Origin of the sequence: Saliniramus fredricksonii, assembly GCF_900094735.1 — a bacterium.
GTDB lineage: Bacteria > Pseudomonadota > Alphaproteobacteria > Rhizobiales > Beijerinckiaceae > Saliniramus > Saliniramus fredricksonii.
Map to the genome: position 1 here is coordinate 1,262,501 of NZ_FMBM01000001.1, position 14,745 is coordinate 1,277,245.

Genomic DNA, 14,745 nt, shown 5'->3' on the forward strand with positions numbered 1-14,745 from the left:
ACTGCCGAGTAGTCCGTATGGAGGGCTGCATGCGCCGGCTTGATGGCGTGTGTGGTTTGTTTTGATCTTGCAAGCTTGCAAAAGCGCGTATGGATCATGAGAGCAATCAAGTGTGATAAGGGCATCTGGTGGATGCCTTGGCGCTAAGAGGCGATGAAGGACGTGGTACGCTGCGATAAGCCCTGGGGAGCTGCGAACGAGCTTTGATCCGGGGATTTCCGAATGGGGCAACCCACCTTCAGTGACCAGTGAACAGTGGGCAGTTGCCGGAGCGATCTGGTGGCTGGTTACTGTTTACTGGTTGCTATGAGAAGGTATTTGATCCTGAATACATAGGGGTCAAAGGCGAACCCGGGGAACTGAAACATCTCAGTACCCGGAGGAAAGGACATCAACGAGACTCCGTCAGTAGCGGCGAGCGAACGCGGACCAGGCCAATGCTCACATTCTTCTCAACCGGAACCGTCTGGAAAGTCGGGCACTATGGGTGACAGCCCCGTACGGGTTCAGGGAGGTGTGGGATACGAGTAGGGCGGGACACGTGAAATCCTGTCTGAACATGGGGGGACCACCCTCCAAGCCTAAGTACTCCTTAGCGACCGATAGCGAACCAGTACCGTGAGGGAAAGGTGAAAAGCACCCCGACGAGGGGAGTGAAACAGTCCCTGAAACCGGATGCCTACAAACAGTGGGAGCCCAAGGTTTGTCCTGGGTGACCGCGTACCTTTTGTATAATGGGTCAGCGACTTGAAGTAGCGAGCAAGCTTAAGCCGTGAGGTGTAGGCGCAGCGAAAGCGAGTCTGAACAGGGCGTTCAGTTCGTTGCTTCAGACCCGAAACCGAGTGATCTAGCCATGAGCAGGTTGAAGGTGCGGTAACACGCACTGGAGGACCGAACCGGTGTCTGTTGAAAAAGCCTCGGATGACTTGTGGTTAGGGGTGAAAGGCCAATCAAACTCGGAGATAGCTGGTTCTCCGCGAAAGCTATTTAGGTAGCGCCTCGCGTTTATGCTCCAGGGGGTAGAGCACTGGATGGGCTAGGGCTGTCCACAACGGTACCAAACCTAACCAAACTCCGAATACCTGGAAGACTTGCGCGGGAGACACACGGCGGGTGCTAACGTCCGTCGTGGAGAGGGAAACAACCCTGACCTACAGCTAAGGCCCCCAATTCGTGGCTAAGTGGGAAAGGATGTGGGAACCCCAAAACAACCAGGAGGTTGGCTTAGAAGCAGCCATCCTTTAAAGAAAGCGTAACAGCTCACTGGTCTAAACAAGGGTTCCTGCGCCGACAATGTAACGGGGCTCAAGCCACGAGCCGAAGCTTAGGATCTGGTGACCAGTTATCAGTGAACAGTGAACAGAATGAACTTTGATGCGCGTAGCGGCAAGCGTTGGGACGCGGAAGATCTGGAGGTCTTTCGTCGTGCTTATGCATTGTCGCTGGAGCTTCATGGCGTGAGCCTGGAGTTTCCCAAGAGTGAGCAATATGGCGGTCTCGCCGATCAGCTCAGACGATCTTCGCGATCGGTCTGTGGATTGATTGTCGAGGGTGCCGGTCGACAGCAGGCCTCTCCCCGGGAGTTCGGGCGCTATCTCGTGATGGCGATCGGCTCTGCCGAGGAGACGCGTCTGTGGTGTCGGTATTGCGCGGATCTCGGGTTTGTTGCGCATGAACGTGCGGAAGACTGGCGCGACGAGTTGCGTCAGATCGTGCGGATGTTGCAAGGTTTGAAGAACAGTCTCGCCGACCGCTGACGGTCTCGAGGCATCTGGTCACTGATTACTGATAACTGGTCACCGGGTGGTAGCGGAGCGTTCCGTAGGCCTGTGAAGGGATACTCGTGAGGGGTCCTGGAGGTATCGGAAGTGAGAATGCTGACATGAGTAACGACAAACAGCGTGAGAGACGCTGTCGCCGAAAGTCCAAGGGTTCCTGTGTAAAGTTAATCTGCGCAGGGTTAGCCGGCTCCTAAGGCGAGGCCGAAAGGCGTAGTCGATGGGAATGCGGTGAATATTCCGCAGCCTGCGGGTGGTGACGGATCTGAAGTGTTGTGCATCCTTACTGGATTGGGTGTGCTTCTGGATGGTCCCTGGAAACAGCCCCCGTATTATAGACCGTACCCGAAACCGACACAGGTGGACTGGCAGAGTATGCCAAGGCGCTTGAGAGAACGATGCTGAAGGAACTCGGCAAATTACCTCCGTAACTTCGGGATAAGGAGGCCCTGTCATCGGGCAACCGGTGGCGGGGGGCACAGACCAGGGGGTGGCGACTGTTTAGCAAAAACACAGGGCTCTGCGAAATCGCAAGATGACGTATAGGGTCTGACGCCTGCCCGGTGCCGGAAGGTTAAGAGGAGAGGTGAGAGCTTTGAATCGAAGCCCCGGTAAACGGCGGCCGTAACTATAACGGTCCTAAGGTAGCGAAATTCCTTGTCGGGTAAGTTCCGACCTGCACGAATGGCGTAACGACTTCCCCGCTGTCTCCAGCATCGACTCAGTGAAATTGAATTCCCCGTGAAGATGCGGGGTTCCTGCGGTCAGACGGAAAGACCCCGTGCACCTTTACTGTAGCTTTGCGCTGGCATTCGTGTCGGCATGTGTAGGATAGGTGGAAGGCTTTGAAGCATGGGCGCCAGCCTGTGTGGAGCCGCCCTTGAAATACCACCCTTGGCGACATGGATGTCTAACCGCGATCCGTTATCCGGGTCCGGGACAGCGCATGGCAGGCAGTTTGACTGGGGCGGTCGCCTCCCAAAGAGTAACGGAGGCGCGCGACGGTGGGCTCAGACCGGTCGGAAATCGGTCGTTGCGTGCAATGGCATAAGCCTGCCTGACTGCGAGACGGACATGTCGAGCAGAGACGAAAGTCGGCCATAGTGATCCGGTGGTCCCGCGTGGGTGGGCCATCGCTCAACGGATAAAAGGTACGCCGGGGATAACAGGCTGATGATCTCCAAGAGTCCATATCGACGAGATCGTTTGGCACCTCGATGTCGACTCATCACATCCTGGGGCTGGAGCAGGTCCCAAGGGTTCGGCTGTTCGCCGATTAAAGTGGTACGTGAGTTGGGTTCAGAACGTCGTGAGACAGTTCGGTCCCTATCTGCCGTGGGTGTAGGAGATTTGAGAGGATCTGTCCCTAGTACGAGAGGACCGGGATGGACGTACCTCTGGTGGACCTGTTGTGGCGCCAGCCGCAGTGCAGGGTAGCTATGTACGGACGGGATAACCGCTGAAGGCATCTAAGCGGGAAACCCACCTCGAAACGAGATCTCCCTTGAGAGCCGTGGAAGACCACCACGTCGATAGGCCGGGTGTGCAAGCGCAGCAATGCGTTGAGCTTACCGGTACTAATCGCTCGATTGGCTTGATTGCCTCTCATGATCCATGCGCGCTTTTTGATGAGCCTCAAACGCCGGCGCGGACGTCCGTCCGCTTGGCTTTCCGCGCCACGCGGCGCGGCGGCCGTTCGGCCTTGCGGGCCTGACGGCCCGACGCTCATCACAAACGTTGCAGGATCACTCGTTTATTGTTGGCCTCAAACGCCGGCGCGGACCTCCGTCCGCTTGGCTTTCCGCGGAACGATCCGCGACGCGCGTTCGCGCTTGCGGCGCTGCGCGCCGGGGCTGATTAAAAAACGTCAGATCCAGAAAGACCGTCACCAACCTCATGCTTCACCTCAGACGGTTCAGCCCGACCCGGCGCAACGCGCCGGCAAGGCCGAACGGCCGCCCGCGCTCATGCGCGGAAAAGCCAAGTGGGCGGACGCCCACGCCGGCGCTTGAGGCCTGCGTAAAAACCAGGCCGAAGGCCCAAAGCGCGAACGCGCGTCGCGGACCATTCCGCGGAAAAGCCAAGTGGGCGGACGCCCACGCCGGCGCTTGAGGCCTGCGTAAAAACCAGGCCGAAGGCCCAAAGCGCGAACGCGCGTCGCGGACCATTCCGCGGAAAAGCCAAGTGGGCGCACGCCCACGCCGGCGCTTGAGGCCTGCGTAAAAACCAGGCCGAAGGCCCAAAGCGCGAACGCGCGTCGCGGACCATTCCGCGGAAAAGCCAAGTGGGCGCACGCCCACGCCGGCGCTTGAGGCCGACCAGAAAGTCGGCGTCTGAGGCTAAATCAATCAATCAAGTTTGCTGCGCAAACTTGTCTTTCGCCGGCCCGGTGGCTCGAGCGAGGCGCATAAAACCCGATCCCATCCCGAACTCGGCCGTTAAACGCCTCAGCGCCAATGGTACTGTGTCTCAAGACCCGGGAGAGTAGGTCGTCGCCGGGCCCGCAAAAGACAAGACAATCACGCAAAAAAGCAAAAAACCATCATCCTCTCACAAGCCCCCACAAACAACACACCTCACGCGGGGTGGAGCAGCCCGGTAGCTCGTCAGGCTCATAACCTGAAGGTCGTAGGTTCAAATCCTACCCCCGCAACCAAAATCTTCGGCGTTATCAAACGCTTATCCGCCGCCCTCAGGGGCGGCGTTTGCGTTTCCAACGCCCGTGGAAGCACTGTGGAAGCAAGAGGCGCCGAAGTCCTTCATATCGCTGCGTAATCTATGAATCCGACATAATAGCTGGTCTCGGCTCGAGGCGAATTTGCAGGTCGCCGAGCATCGAGCCATCCATACCAGCACCTACGATATGCTGCAGATACTCTAGAAGATCATCCTGACGGGGCTGGCCGAAGGGTCGTGTCGCGAAGGTGGTGGAAATTTGAAGGCGGCGTAATCTCCGGGTGATTCAACCCACCCAACCGGCGGCAGCAACCGCCAGGGAGATCACGCCATGGACCAGACTACAGACACGACCACGCCAGCGCTACTGTGCAGCGACGTCGGCTACGATCCCATCGAGGATCGGCTTCGGCAGAACATCCGCGCTACGATCGAGGCGCTGTTCGAGGAAGAGCTCGCGGCCGTCATCGGGCGCTGCCGCTATGACCGCGGCGGCGGCTTGAAGAAGGGCTATCGGCACGGCCATCGCGACCGCCAGCTCGTCGGCACCTTCGGAACCGAAACGGTCAGCGTGCCGCGCGCGCGGATCGAGAACGAAGAGGGCAAGATCACGGAATGGCGATCACGGGCGCTGCCGCGTTATCAGCGTCTGACGAAGAAGGCCGAGGCCCTGATCGCCTCGGTCTATCTGGCCGGCACGAACACGCGGCGGGTCAAGCGCGCGCTGTTCGGCCTGTTTCAGGGGGCGGTCGGCAAGGATGTCGTCAGCCGGGCCTGGCGCAAGGTGAAGGTCGACTGGGACGCGTGGTGCGCACGCAGCCTCGCCGATGAGGACATCGTCCGTCTGATCCTGGACGGCACCGTCATCAAGACCCGTCTGGACCGCAAGGCCACGAACATCTCGGTGCTGGCGGCAATCGGCGTGCGCCGCGACGGGCAGAAGGTGTTGCTCGCCATCAAGAACACGGGCGGCGAAAGCAAGGCGGCATAGGGCGGGTTCCTCGGGCGGGTTCCTCGCCGATCTCGATGCGCGTGGCCTGAAGCGACCGGACTTCGTCATTGTCGATGGCGCTCCCGGGCTGGAAGCCGCCCTCATTGCGCTCTGGGGCGAAGAGCTGCCGATCCAGCGGTGCACGGTGCACAAGCACCGCAACCTTCTCGGCCATGCCCCGAAGCGCATGCACGACGAGCTGACCGAGGACTACCGCGACATGATCTACGCCGACACCGCTGCCGAGATCGAAATCCGGCGCAAGGCGTTCCTGCGCAAATGGCGCCTGAAATGCCGTGCGATCACCGACAGCCTCGAGGAAGCCGGGGATCGGCTCTTCACCTTCACCCGCCTCGATCCGTCCCAGTGGAAGTCGGCACGAACGACAAACGCGATCGAGCGGCTCAACGAGGAATTCCGCCGCCGGATCAAGACGCAGACCGTGCTGCCCTGCGCCGAAACCGTGCCGATGCTGCTCTGGGCACTGCTCGCCTCCGGTCAGATCCAGATGCGCAAGGTCGATGGATGGGAGACGCTTTCTCAACCGATCGAACCGATCAAGCTTGCCCTCGCCGCCTGAGAAGCGGAACCTTCACATGCCCGGAACACATCGCCAGGGAATTTCCACCAGATATAAGACACGACCGGCCGAAGGCCAGGCGATACACTGTCAGGCCCAACTTAAACACCTGATTTCCGATAATTATGAATTTTCAATGGGATAGGGGGCGCCTTCGCGCTTTTAGCACCACGGTCGGAGGGTCGTGCGGTCAAGCAGCTTCGGTTTCGGCGATGTTCGGCGGCAGCGCCACGCCGACGGCGCGGAATACCGGCCCGACCTGACCGCTTACCGGGGTACGGATGGCAATGCTGCGTCCGTCCTTTTCGATTTTGCCGCTCTGCAGGCGGTCGAGATCACGCAGGAGCGGGCGCCACTCGGGTTTGATCCCGGCTTCGGTGCAGCGGTCGAACAGCTCCTTGTGCAGCATCAGGGCTAGGAAGGAGCAGAAGACGTGGCCGCGGATGGCGGCATCGGATGAATGGAAGATCGGACGTGTCGAGAGCGTCGCCTTGGCGACACGAAACAGCGTCTCGACGGTGAGCAGGTCCCGGTAGCGCAGCATCGCCTGAAGCGGAGAAATCCTCGCGTTGGTGCGCAGGACGAAGATCCCGTCATAGCGGGCTTCCTCGGCGATCTTGCCGGCATCGATCTCGAAGGCATCACGCGTCGTGGTGTTGAGATAACGCCTGTAGGCGGAGTTGCCGACGAGCGCCTTGTCGCCCTTCTTCAACTGCGTATCGAGGGCAGCGATGATGGCCTGGCGGTCCTTGCGGTCCTTCTCGGCCTGCGCCTCGTTGCGGCAGACGATGTAGCGGACCCCGTCGACGACGACCTCCTTGGCGAAGAGCTGCGTCTCGCCCTGGCTGCGCTCGACGAGGAGCGGCGTGAGGGGTTGCGGATCGTCGAGAACCCGGCGCATGCGTGCGTCGGTGCGCTCGCGCACACCCAACACATATTCCAGACCCTGTTCCTCTAGCGCCGTGATCGTGGCCTGCGAGATCATGCCCCGATCCGCCACGATGCAGGCTCGGGTGATACCGAAACGGCTGCGCAGCCGCTGCACGATCGGCAGCAGGATGGCGACATCGGCGGTGTTACCTGGCATCATCTCGGTGCAGACCGGGCGGCCATCGGCATCGACGATGACGGCGAGGATCATCTGGTTGAGATCAGGGCGATGGTCCTTGGAATAGCCCCGTGCCCCCAGCGTCTCGCCGCCTTCGCCGTGGAAGGACAGGGAGGTCGTGTCCATGAAGACGATGGAGAGATCGGTAAACAGGTCGCGCCGGCGCGCAAACAGCGCCTCCTCGATCACGTCCTTGACGGTACGCGGCGAAAAGGGCGTCGCATCCTTCTGCTCGTCCTTTGGCAGATCTTCTCCGAGCCAGGCCATGGCCCGATAGAAATGGTGCAGCGACAGATCGTCGGCACCGGGAATGTCGTAATCCTGCATCCAGGACGCGCAGTCGCGATCCGAGCCGGAGACGAACAGACGGTGCAGCGTCGCGGTGAACACGGCCCGCTCCACCGGGAATTCGAAGCCGCGTTCCCCAAGCTGATCAGCGATCACCTGATCGATGCCGAGTTGCTGCCACAGGCGCCCGAAGAGCAGCGGCCCGCCGATGCGACGAGCTTCGTATCGCGCCGCATCACCGTTGTTGATGGCATCCAGGACCATGGCCCGTTCCGTGAACCGTCCGACCGAGGCGGCCAGGCGATCGAGATCCTTGCTGGCGAGAACCGTTTCCTTGCGTCCGAGATTGCGGATGATGCGCTGCTTCGTGCGGCCACCCTCGCGGACATTCTCCACAAGGTAGATGTAGGTGTAGCCATTGATGGTCTTCTCGCGCACGAACATGCCGAATTAGCATCTCAGAAACCTCCATTCGTCAAGCAATGAAACGCCTATTCTTACATTATTTAGCACCACACAAACTGACGCCCACCGACCCCACCTCAATAACATCAATGGCTTACGGAAAAATGTTCCCGCTTCGTCCAATTCAACTGTTCAACTTGGGTCAGGCTGCGCTTGAGCCAAGCCAAGCGGGTTAACTCCCGGCTGAACGGCAACATCGGCACGCGCCGTTCGACCCTCACTGAGCCCTCATAGATCCAATAGGGGATGCGATCGGTGTCTACTGGCGCCTCGGATCGGGCGCGTTCGCACATCAGTCTCCACGGATCGTCAGGAGACCGCCCGCCGCCCCTGATGGCGTCGGCCTGCCGTTCGGCAAGATTGAGGCGCACTGCGTGGCTCTTGAATCGGTGAACGCGGCCTTCACGCTGTTCGAGGTCAACCGGGTTGCTCGGCAAGTTCCAATGGTAGACGCGATAGCAATAGGGATGAAAATCCGGCCCCTCCTGTCCGACCGAGGTCGTGGCGAGAACAAACGGCCGAAACGGTGAGTTAAACGCTTCGCGGACGCCTCCGAGCCGTGCAACGGCGCCATCCTCATCTTTGTAGTCGGCGAGCCGCATCGCAAAGCGTCCGCGCATCTGGAACTTGCTGATGGCGAGGGACTCGCCGTCGACATGCACATCATCGACGTCGATCTGCGAAGGGCGAATGGCGAGGGCATGGGCCATCGCATGAGCGACCCCGGTTGCTCGTTCTTTGGCTGGACGGGTCCCGAGGCCTTCTGCGTCGACGAGGTAGTGGGCGTATTCATCGAGGAAGGCCTGAAGATTGTGCTGGGCCCCAGAATGTTGATTTCCGTCGAGAAGTGAGCCGGTATTTCCATCGAGAATTGACCCGCTTGAAGGTTATGTTCTGAGGGTCAGACGGGCGTCAAGTTATGGTTCGGCTCCTTCCCGCTACGGGCTGCGGCTGCTGAGCTTGTTTTGAAGCGGAAGCTGTCGTTGCCGGTTTCGAGGATGTGGCAGCGGTGTGTCAGGCGATCGAGCAGGGCGGTCGTCATTTTGGCGTCGAGGAAGACCGTCGCCCATTCGCTGAAGCCGAGATTTGTCATGATCACGATGCTTGTGCGCTCATGGAGTTTGCTCAGGAGATGGAAGAGCATCGCGCCGCCGGAGGCGCTGAACGGCAGGTAGCCGAGTTCGTCGAGGATCACGAGATCAAGGCGGGTGAGGCTTTCGGCGATCTGACCGGCCTTGCCCTTTGCCTTTTCCTGTTCGAGGGCATTGACGAGCTCGATGGTCGAGAAGAAGCGGACCTTTCGCCGGTGATGCTCGATGGCCTGGATGCCAAGGGCCGTCGCGACATGATCTTGTACCGAGAGCCAAGCAGTTTTTTCACGCTCCGGCTCTCGGCGCCCGGCTGGCTCGCCGCGATGCGCGCAACCCGTTCGGAACGTGGTACCGCTCGGCGATGATGGCCTTTGCATCCGCCACGGATATCTCGAGGCCGTCGACGTCGCGCAGGACATAGGGGCGGCCATCGCGAAGCACGCTGTAGATCCTGTTCGCGAGGCGATTGGCAACGGCGCATAGAGCTTGTTTGTGATGATGCCCCTTGGTGGTCATCAGGCGCCAATATGTCTCGGCGAGCTTTGGGTCGATCTTTCGAGCCGTGTCGGCGGCGAGCATGAGCGCGCGCTTGATGCGATCGTTCCCACTCGCCGTGATCTTCTGCCCGGGACGCTCTGCACCGCCGCTGTCAGCTCGTCGGGGAAAGAGACCGCAGAAGCCCCGTAGGTGGCGCTCCGATCGGAACCTCCCGGCATCGTGGATGACGCCGGCGAGAACGGGCGCGAGGCGCTGGCCGACGCCGGGGATGGTGCGCAGGACATCGTCTGGCTGCAGCTCGGAATACAGCCTCTCGATGCGTCTCTCAAGAGTGCCGAGCAGCTCAATCTTGCGCAGCACCAACTCGATTTCCACAGCGACCTCCATCTGCAACTCGACGAAGTCGACGTGGTGGCGGTGCAGCTTGCGAGCCTGTCTGGCGGCGTCTCGGATTCCGTCGACGAGCGCATCGACGAAGGGGCCGGAGTGCGGTTGATTGCCACTCGCGTGCTCGGCGATGAAGCGAGCGAGGGTACTCTTACGGGCGCGGAGCACCCGATCCGGGTCGAGCCAGTGCTGGAGTACGGCCAGCGAAAGGCGGGTACGCAGGTCGGGGAGCACACGCTCGAGAACGGGAGAGGCCCACCGGACGAGATCCATGAGCCGGCGCTTGCTGGCGGCCACCTCATCCTGAAGCCGACCGCGCTGCTTTGTGAGCCGTTGCAGGGCATGGCTTTTCGGCGACGGCACATGAACAGGGTCGAGCCGAGGGCCGCCGAAGGAGGGGATGGCGGCGAGCACGTGTGCGTCGGCGAGATCAGTCTTGGCGTGCTCGGAAAGATACCGCCGCAGCGCCTTCACCCTCTTGCCCTTCACGCGGGCGACCTCGACGCCGGCGTCGCCCAGGCGGTGGGCGACGGGGAACCAGCTCATCCCTGTCGGCTCCATGATCGCCTGCACGGCGGTGCCGGTATGCACGTCCGCCGATACGGAGGCGACGAATGCATCAAGCGAGGGCGCGTCGTGGCGGAAGCGGATAGGCCGGCCGACGGGCTTTCCATTTTCGAAGATTTGGGCGACATGGTCGCCACGGATCGCAAGGTCTATTCCGACGGTTCTATGCATCTTGTTCAGGGCTCCCTAGTTTGGAACCGATCGCCGCCGGCACAGTCAGGTGGGTCATTCGTGGCAGCGCCCGCGAAGGCGCTCAACAATCGTGTTACACTTGCCCGTCGGCGCGGCTGGGTCGGGCTGACTGCGTCACGGTCACGAGACGATCGGAGGATCTCTCAGGGTCTTCGAGCCCGAACCGGCCTGGTTCGCGTCGACACCGTGCCCGGTTCCCGGCATGCCGGGAACCGGGCCTGATCCTCGATCACGTTGTCAGGGCACTTATCCCAATCGTTTTCCCCGTGGCATCAGACCCGGCTCGCTATGGATACCTGGGTTTTTCCTGTTCCTGGGCCTCCGATCAGAACGACGTTCTGGGCCCCATCGAGGAACTCACACCGGTGAAGCTGACGCACTGTTGCCTCGTTGATCTCGCTGGATGCGAAGTCGAAGCCGGAGAGGTCCTTGTAGGCAGGGAAGCGTGCGACCTTCAGATGATAGGCGATCGAGCGCACCTCACGCTCGGCCAGTTCGGCCTTGAGCAACTGGGACAGGATCGGCACGGCGGCGTCGAACGCCGGCGCGCCCTGTTCGATCAGATCGGTGACGGCCTGTGCCATGCCGTACATCTTGAGGCTGCGCAGCATGATGACGACGGCGCCGCTGGCAGGATCATGACGCATGGCGGCCTTCGTCATTTTGGAGGCGCAGGCCGTCATAGCGCTCGACATTGGCTGTCGGCTCACGGCTCAGGATCAGCGCCTGCGGCGTGTCGATATCCGGGGTGCCGCTTGTCTTGCCGTCGATGAGGCGATGCAGCAGGTTCAGGACATGGGTCTTGGTCGGCACGCCCTCGGCCAGGGCGCGTTCTCATGGCGGTCAACACGGCCTCCTCATCGTGCTGCAGGACGAGCGCGAGAATATCGACCATCTCACGGTCTCCACCAGGACGGCGCAGCATCTGATCCTGCAACTGTCTGAATGCCATGGGCAATTCTGCGAAGGGTGCCCCGTTCCGCAGCGCCCCGGGCTTTCGCTGGATGACCGCGAGATAGTGTCGCCAGTCATAGATCGTGCGGGGCAGTTGCTTGTGGGAGCGATCGATGACGCGCGGATGCTCGCAAAGGATCTGCCCTTCGGCGGCCACCACCAACCGGTCGGGATAGATCCGCAGGCTGACGGGGCGATTGGCGAATGACGCGGGAACGCTGTAGCGATTGTGCTCGAAGTTGATCAGACAGGTCGGCGAGACGCGCTTGCTCTGCTCGACGAAGCCGTCGAAGGCGGAGGGTAGCGGCATCAGCGCGGCCTGCTCCCCGGCCCAGACAGCAGCAATGGTGCCGGGCAGAGCCCCGTGCGGAATCTCGTGCCACAGCTCCATGCAACGCTGTTCCAGCCAGGCGTTCAGCGCAGCCAGATCGGAGAAGTTCGGCATCGGCTGCCACAGGCGTGGTCGTGCATCCTGGACATTCTTCTCGACCTGTCCCTTCTCCCAGCCCGAGGCGGGATTGCAGAATGCCGGTTCAAAGACCTAATGGCTCGTCATGGCCAGGAACCGGATGTTGACTTGGCGTTCCTTGCCGCGCCCCGGCACGCCGCCGAAAGCGCGGAAACCGTGCCAATGGGCATCGAACAGCATCTCGTGGGTCTGGAGCAGATAAGCCTGCAGCAGGAAGGCTCGGCTGTGCGACAGCTTGATATGGGCGACCTGCAGCTTGGTGCGCTCGCCGCCGAGCACGGCGTAATCCTCACTCCAGTCGAACTGGAACGCCTCGCCGGGGCGAAAGGCCAGAGGGACGAAGGTACCGCGCCCCGTCGTCTGCTGCTCCCGCTGGCGATCCATCCGCCAAGACCGGGCAAAGGCCGCAACCCGATTGTAGGAGCCCGTGAAGCCGAGAGCCTTCAGATCGGCATGGAGCTGCTTCAGCGTCCGGCGCTGCTTGCGCGATTTGCCGGCCTCCGTCTTCAGCCAGGCACCCAGCTTCTCAGCGAAAGGGTCAAGCTTGCTCGCCCTTTGGGGCGTCGCGAACTTCGGTTCGACGGTACCCGCGTTCAGATACTTCTTGATGGTGTTCCGCGACAAACCAGTGCGTCGCGAAATCTCGCGAAGCGGCAGCTTCTCCCGCAATGCCATCCGGCGAATGATGTTCAAAAATCCCATGTGGATCACTCCGTAGTCCCCCACCGCATGCCGCGTTGGGGAAAGGGTCACATGGGTCAAATCTCAGTGGAAATTCCGTGCCTGCCCGGGTCACTTCTCAACGGAACATACAATATATAGATGCAAGTTGCTCTAATTCAGGAATTCCTTGATCGACAAGGCACCCGAATTTGCATCCAACCGTGTAACCGTGGCAGCGGCATTGCGCGCAGCTAGCTGAAGCGCTTCTTCGGTGGTCTTCCCCAATGCCAGCATGTATGCCAGTGTTGCGCCGAAAGTATCTCCCGCGCCGAGTGTGCTGTGTTGATGGGGGAGCGCAGGCGATTCAAATACGGATTCGTGGAAGATTTCGGCGCCACCGGTCAGCCAGGCTCCATGCTCCCCATCAGTAATACAGACGAGACCTCCGTATCTCCGGTCGAGACTCCTGCAGATATCGACGACGGACAGACCGGCGCAAGGCAGATCCATCTGTTGCGCAAGCTGTCGTGCCTCGTTCTTGTTCACCACGAGAAGATCACATTCTGCGATGACGGGCTCACATTGTGCAAAGTCTGCGATGATCTGGCCCATGCCGGGGTTGAACGCCACGAATTCGAATGCGCGGGGCGCATCCGAAAGGCGCTGTGCGATTGCCCGGTAGGCGGCTTGCGGCGCTGCGGTCACATAAAGCAGATCGGCAGATTTGATCGAGATGGAATCGGCGCGCAGCCTCAGGTTTGCGCCGCGCGCAGCCATGACCGAAGCGTCGCCCGACCGAGGAATGGTGACGATGGCTTTGCCGGTTGGTGTATCATCGACTACTTCAACATTGGTTGTGGAGACATTGCTCTGCGTCAATGTCCGCAAGATGAACTCCCCGGCCTCATCCCGCCCGATCGCGCAGTGGATGCCGACCTGCGCGCCGAGTCTGTTGAAGACCGTTGCCGCATTCATCGCGCCCCCTCCGGCGGCCAGTTCGATATGGCTGGCTTCCTGTTTCTGCCCAGGCAGGGGCTGAACTTCAGCCTCGATCGCTACGAGGACGTCAAGCGTGACGCCACCCAGACAAAGCACTTTCAGCATGAGCGTCCGACCTCGTAGCCATGCAGCGCGGCGCCCAGAACGCCTGCTGAATCGCCTAATATGTTGCGGCTTACTTGGGTTTTGACATGATCTCCCATGATATTGTCCCGTACACGTCGCGTGCCTTCAGCGTAGATATCGTCCATATTTGAAAGCCCACCCCCGAGCACGATGATATCCGGGTCAAATATCGTGATCAGATTCGCTGTTGCGAGACCGAATGCCTCCATGAAGCCATCCAAAACCCGCGAGGCATGCGGATCACCGCACTTGCGCGCATTCAGGATTTCTGGAACGGTGATCTTTCTCCCGGAGATTGCATGATAGGACTGCTCGATGGCCGTACCGCTCAAATATCGCTCCACGCATCCATGGCGCCCGCAATAGCAGGCATGGCCTCCATGATAGAGCACAGAATGCCCCCATTCTCCGGCAATCCCGTTACACCCTTCCCAGATGTCTCCGCCCACGACGAAGCCTCCGCCGCAGCCGGTGCCGAGTACCATGCCGAATACGAAGTGCCCGGATCGACCTGCTCCCAGCCGCGCTTCGGCAAGCGCAAAACTGTTCGCGTCATTCGTCAGCGCCAGCGGCATACCGATTTCGTCTTGCAGATCGCGCAGAAGATTTTTCCCATTCATGCATTCGATATTGCAAAATCGCAGTCTTGCATTGTCGTGATCGATGGTGCCCGGCGTGCAGATGCCCAGAGAATAGGGGGTATCTCCAATATTAGCCGCGATAGACATATGAATGCCAGCAATTTGCTTGATTATATTTTCGTATCCCGAATCATGCATTGTTCTCCGCCGAATTCGAAAAATCTCACGCCCTTTGTTATCCAGGGCGACACCTTCGATCTTTGTGCCACCCACATCTATTCCGATCATGTGCATTGAGCTTCTCCAGAGTTGATCAATATTCGCCGGGAAAT

Annotated in this window: 6 protein-coding genes, 1 tRNA gene, 2 rRNA genes and 4 pseudogenes; 5 read left to right on the forward strand and 8 right to left on the reverse strand. The window is 60.4% G+C overall.

The window, feature by feature from the left end; all coding sequences use genetic code 11:
* Window positions 1–104: 104 nt before the first annotated feature.
* From GA0071312_RS05765 to GA0071312_RS05780, 4 genes and pseudogenes are all read left to right on the forward strand, one after another.
* A 23S ribosomal RNA gene (locus tag GA0071312_RS05765) occupies window positions 105–3,380 on the forward strand.
* A 783-nt stretch (window positions 3,381–4,163) separates the two neighbouring features.
* Window positions 4,164–4,279: ribosomal RNA gene (gene rrf, locus GA0071312_RS05770) — 5S ribosomal RNA — on the forward strand.
* A 78-nt stretch (window positions 4,280–4,357) separates the two neighbouring features.
* Window positions 4,358–4,434, forward strand: a tRNA-Met gene (locus GA0071312_RS05775).
* 351 nt (window positions 4,435–4,785) lie between these two features.
* Window positions 4,786–6,025 (forward strand): annotated as a pseudogene (locus GA0071312_RS05780) (IS256 family transposase).
* Between the two features lie 190 nt (window positions 6,026–6,215).
* On the opposite strand, the gene GA0071312_RS05785 reads toward GA0071312_RS05780, so the two are convergent.
* Complete coding sequence (locus tag GA0071312_RS05785) at window positions 6,216–7,865, reverse strand: IS1634 family transposase (protein ID WP_074443941.1); 1,650 nt, start codon at window positions 7,863–7,865, stop codon at window positions 6,216–6,218.
* A gap of 107 nt (window positions 7,866–7,972) precedes the next feature.
* On the reverse strand, window positions 7,973–8,596 hold the full coding sequence (locus GA0071312_RS05790; protein ID WP_238947105.1) for a helicase-related protein: 624 nt from the start codon (window positions 8,594–8,596) through the stop codon (window positions 7,973–7,975).
* A gap of 3 nt (window positions 8,597–8,599) precedes the next feature.
* Here GA0071312_RS05790 and GA0071312_RS20265 point away from each other — a divergent pair, with 3 nt between their 5' ends.
* Window positions 8,600–8,737, forward strand: coding sequence for a hypothetical protein (locus GA0071312_RS20265; protein ID WP_238947106.1), 138 nt, complete (start codon window positions 8,600–8,602; stop codon window positions 8,735–8,737).
* A 50-nt stretch (window positions 8,738–8,787) separates the two neighbouring features.
* On the opposite strand, the pseudogene GA0071312_RS05795 reads toward GA0071312_RS20265, so the two are convergent.
* The 6 genes and pseudogenes from GA0071312_RS05795 to GA0071312_RS05820 all read right to left on the reverse strand — a co-directional run.
* Window positions 8,788–9,234 (reverse strand): annotated as a pseudogene (locus tag GA0071312_RS05795) (ATP-binding protein); the annotation flags it as partial.
* Window positions 9,235–9,262: 28 nt separating this feature from the next.
* Window positions 9,263–10,600: an IS110 family RNA-guided transposase gene (locus GA0071312_RS05800; protein ID WP_074443772.1), complete on the reverse strand. Its 1,338-nt coding sequence runs from the start codon at window positions 10,598–10,600 to the stop codon at window positions 9,263–9,265.
* Window positions 10,601–10,905: 305 nt separating this feature from the next.
* Window positions 10,906–11,268: pseudogene (locus GA0071312_RS05805) on the reverse strand (ATP-binding protein); the annotation flags it as partial.
* A pseudogene (gene istA / locus GA0071312_RS05810) lies at window positions 11,258–12,746 on the reverse strand (IS21 family transposase). The pseudogenes GA0071312_RS05805 and istA, both read right to left, overlap by 11 nt.
* Window positions 12,747–12,878: 132 nt before the next feature.
* Window positions 12,879–13,811 carry a carbohydrate kinase family protein gene (locus GA0071312_RS05815; RefSeq protein ID WP_074443942.1) on the reverse strand — a complete coding sequence of 311 codons (933 nt, stop codon included), beginning with the start codon at window positions 13,809–13,811 and terminating at the stop codon, window positions 12,879–12,881.
* On the reverse strand, window positions 13,805–14,707 hold the full coding sequence (locus GA0071312_RS05820; RefSeq protein ID WP_074443943.1) for an ROK family protein: 903 nt from the start codon (window positions 14,705–14,707) through the stop codon (window positions 13,805–13,807). Before GA0071312_RS05820 ends, GA0071312_RS05815 begins: the two co-directional genes overlap by 7 nt.
* Window positions 14,708–14,745: the final 38 nt, after the last annotated feature.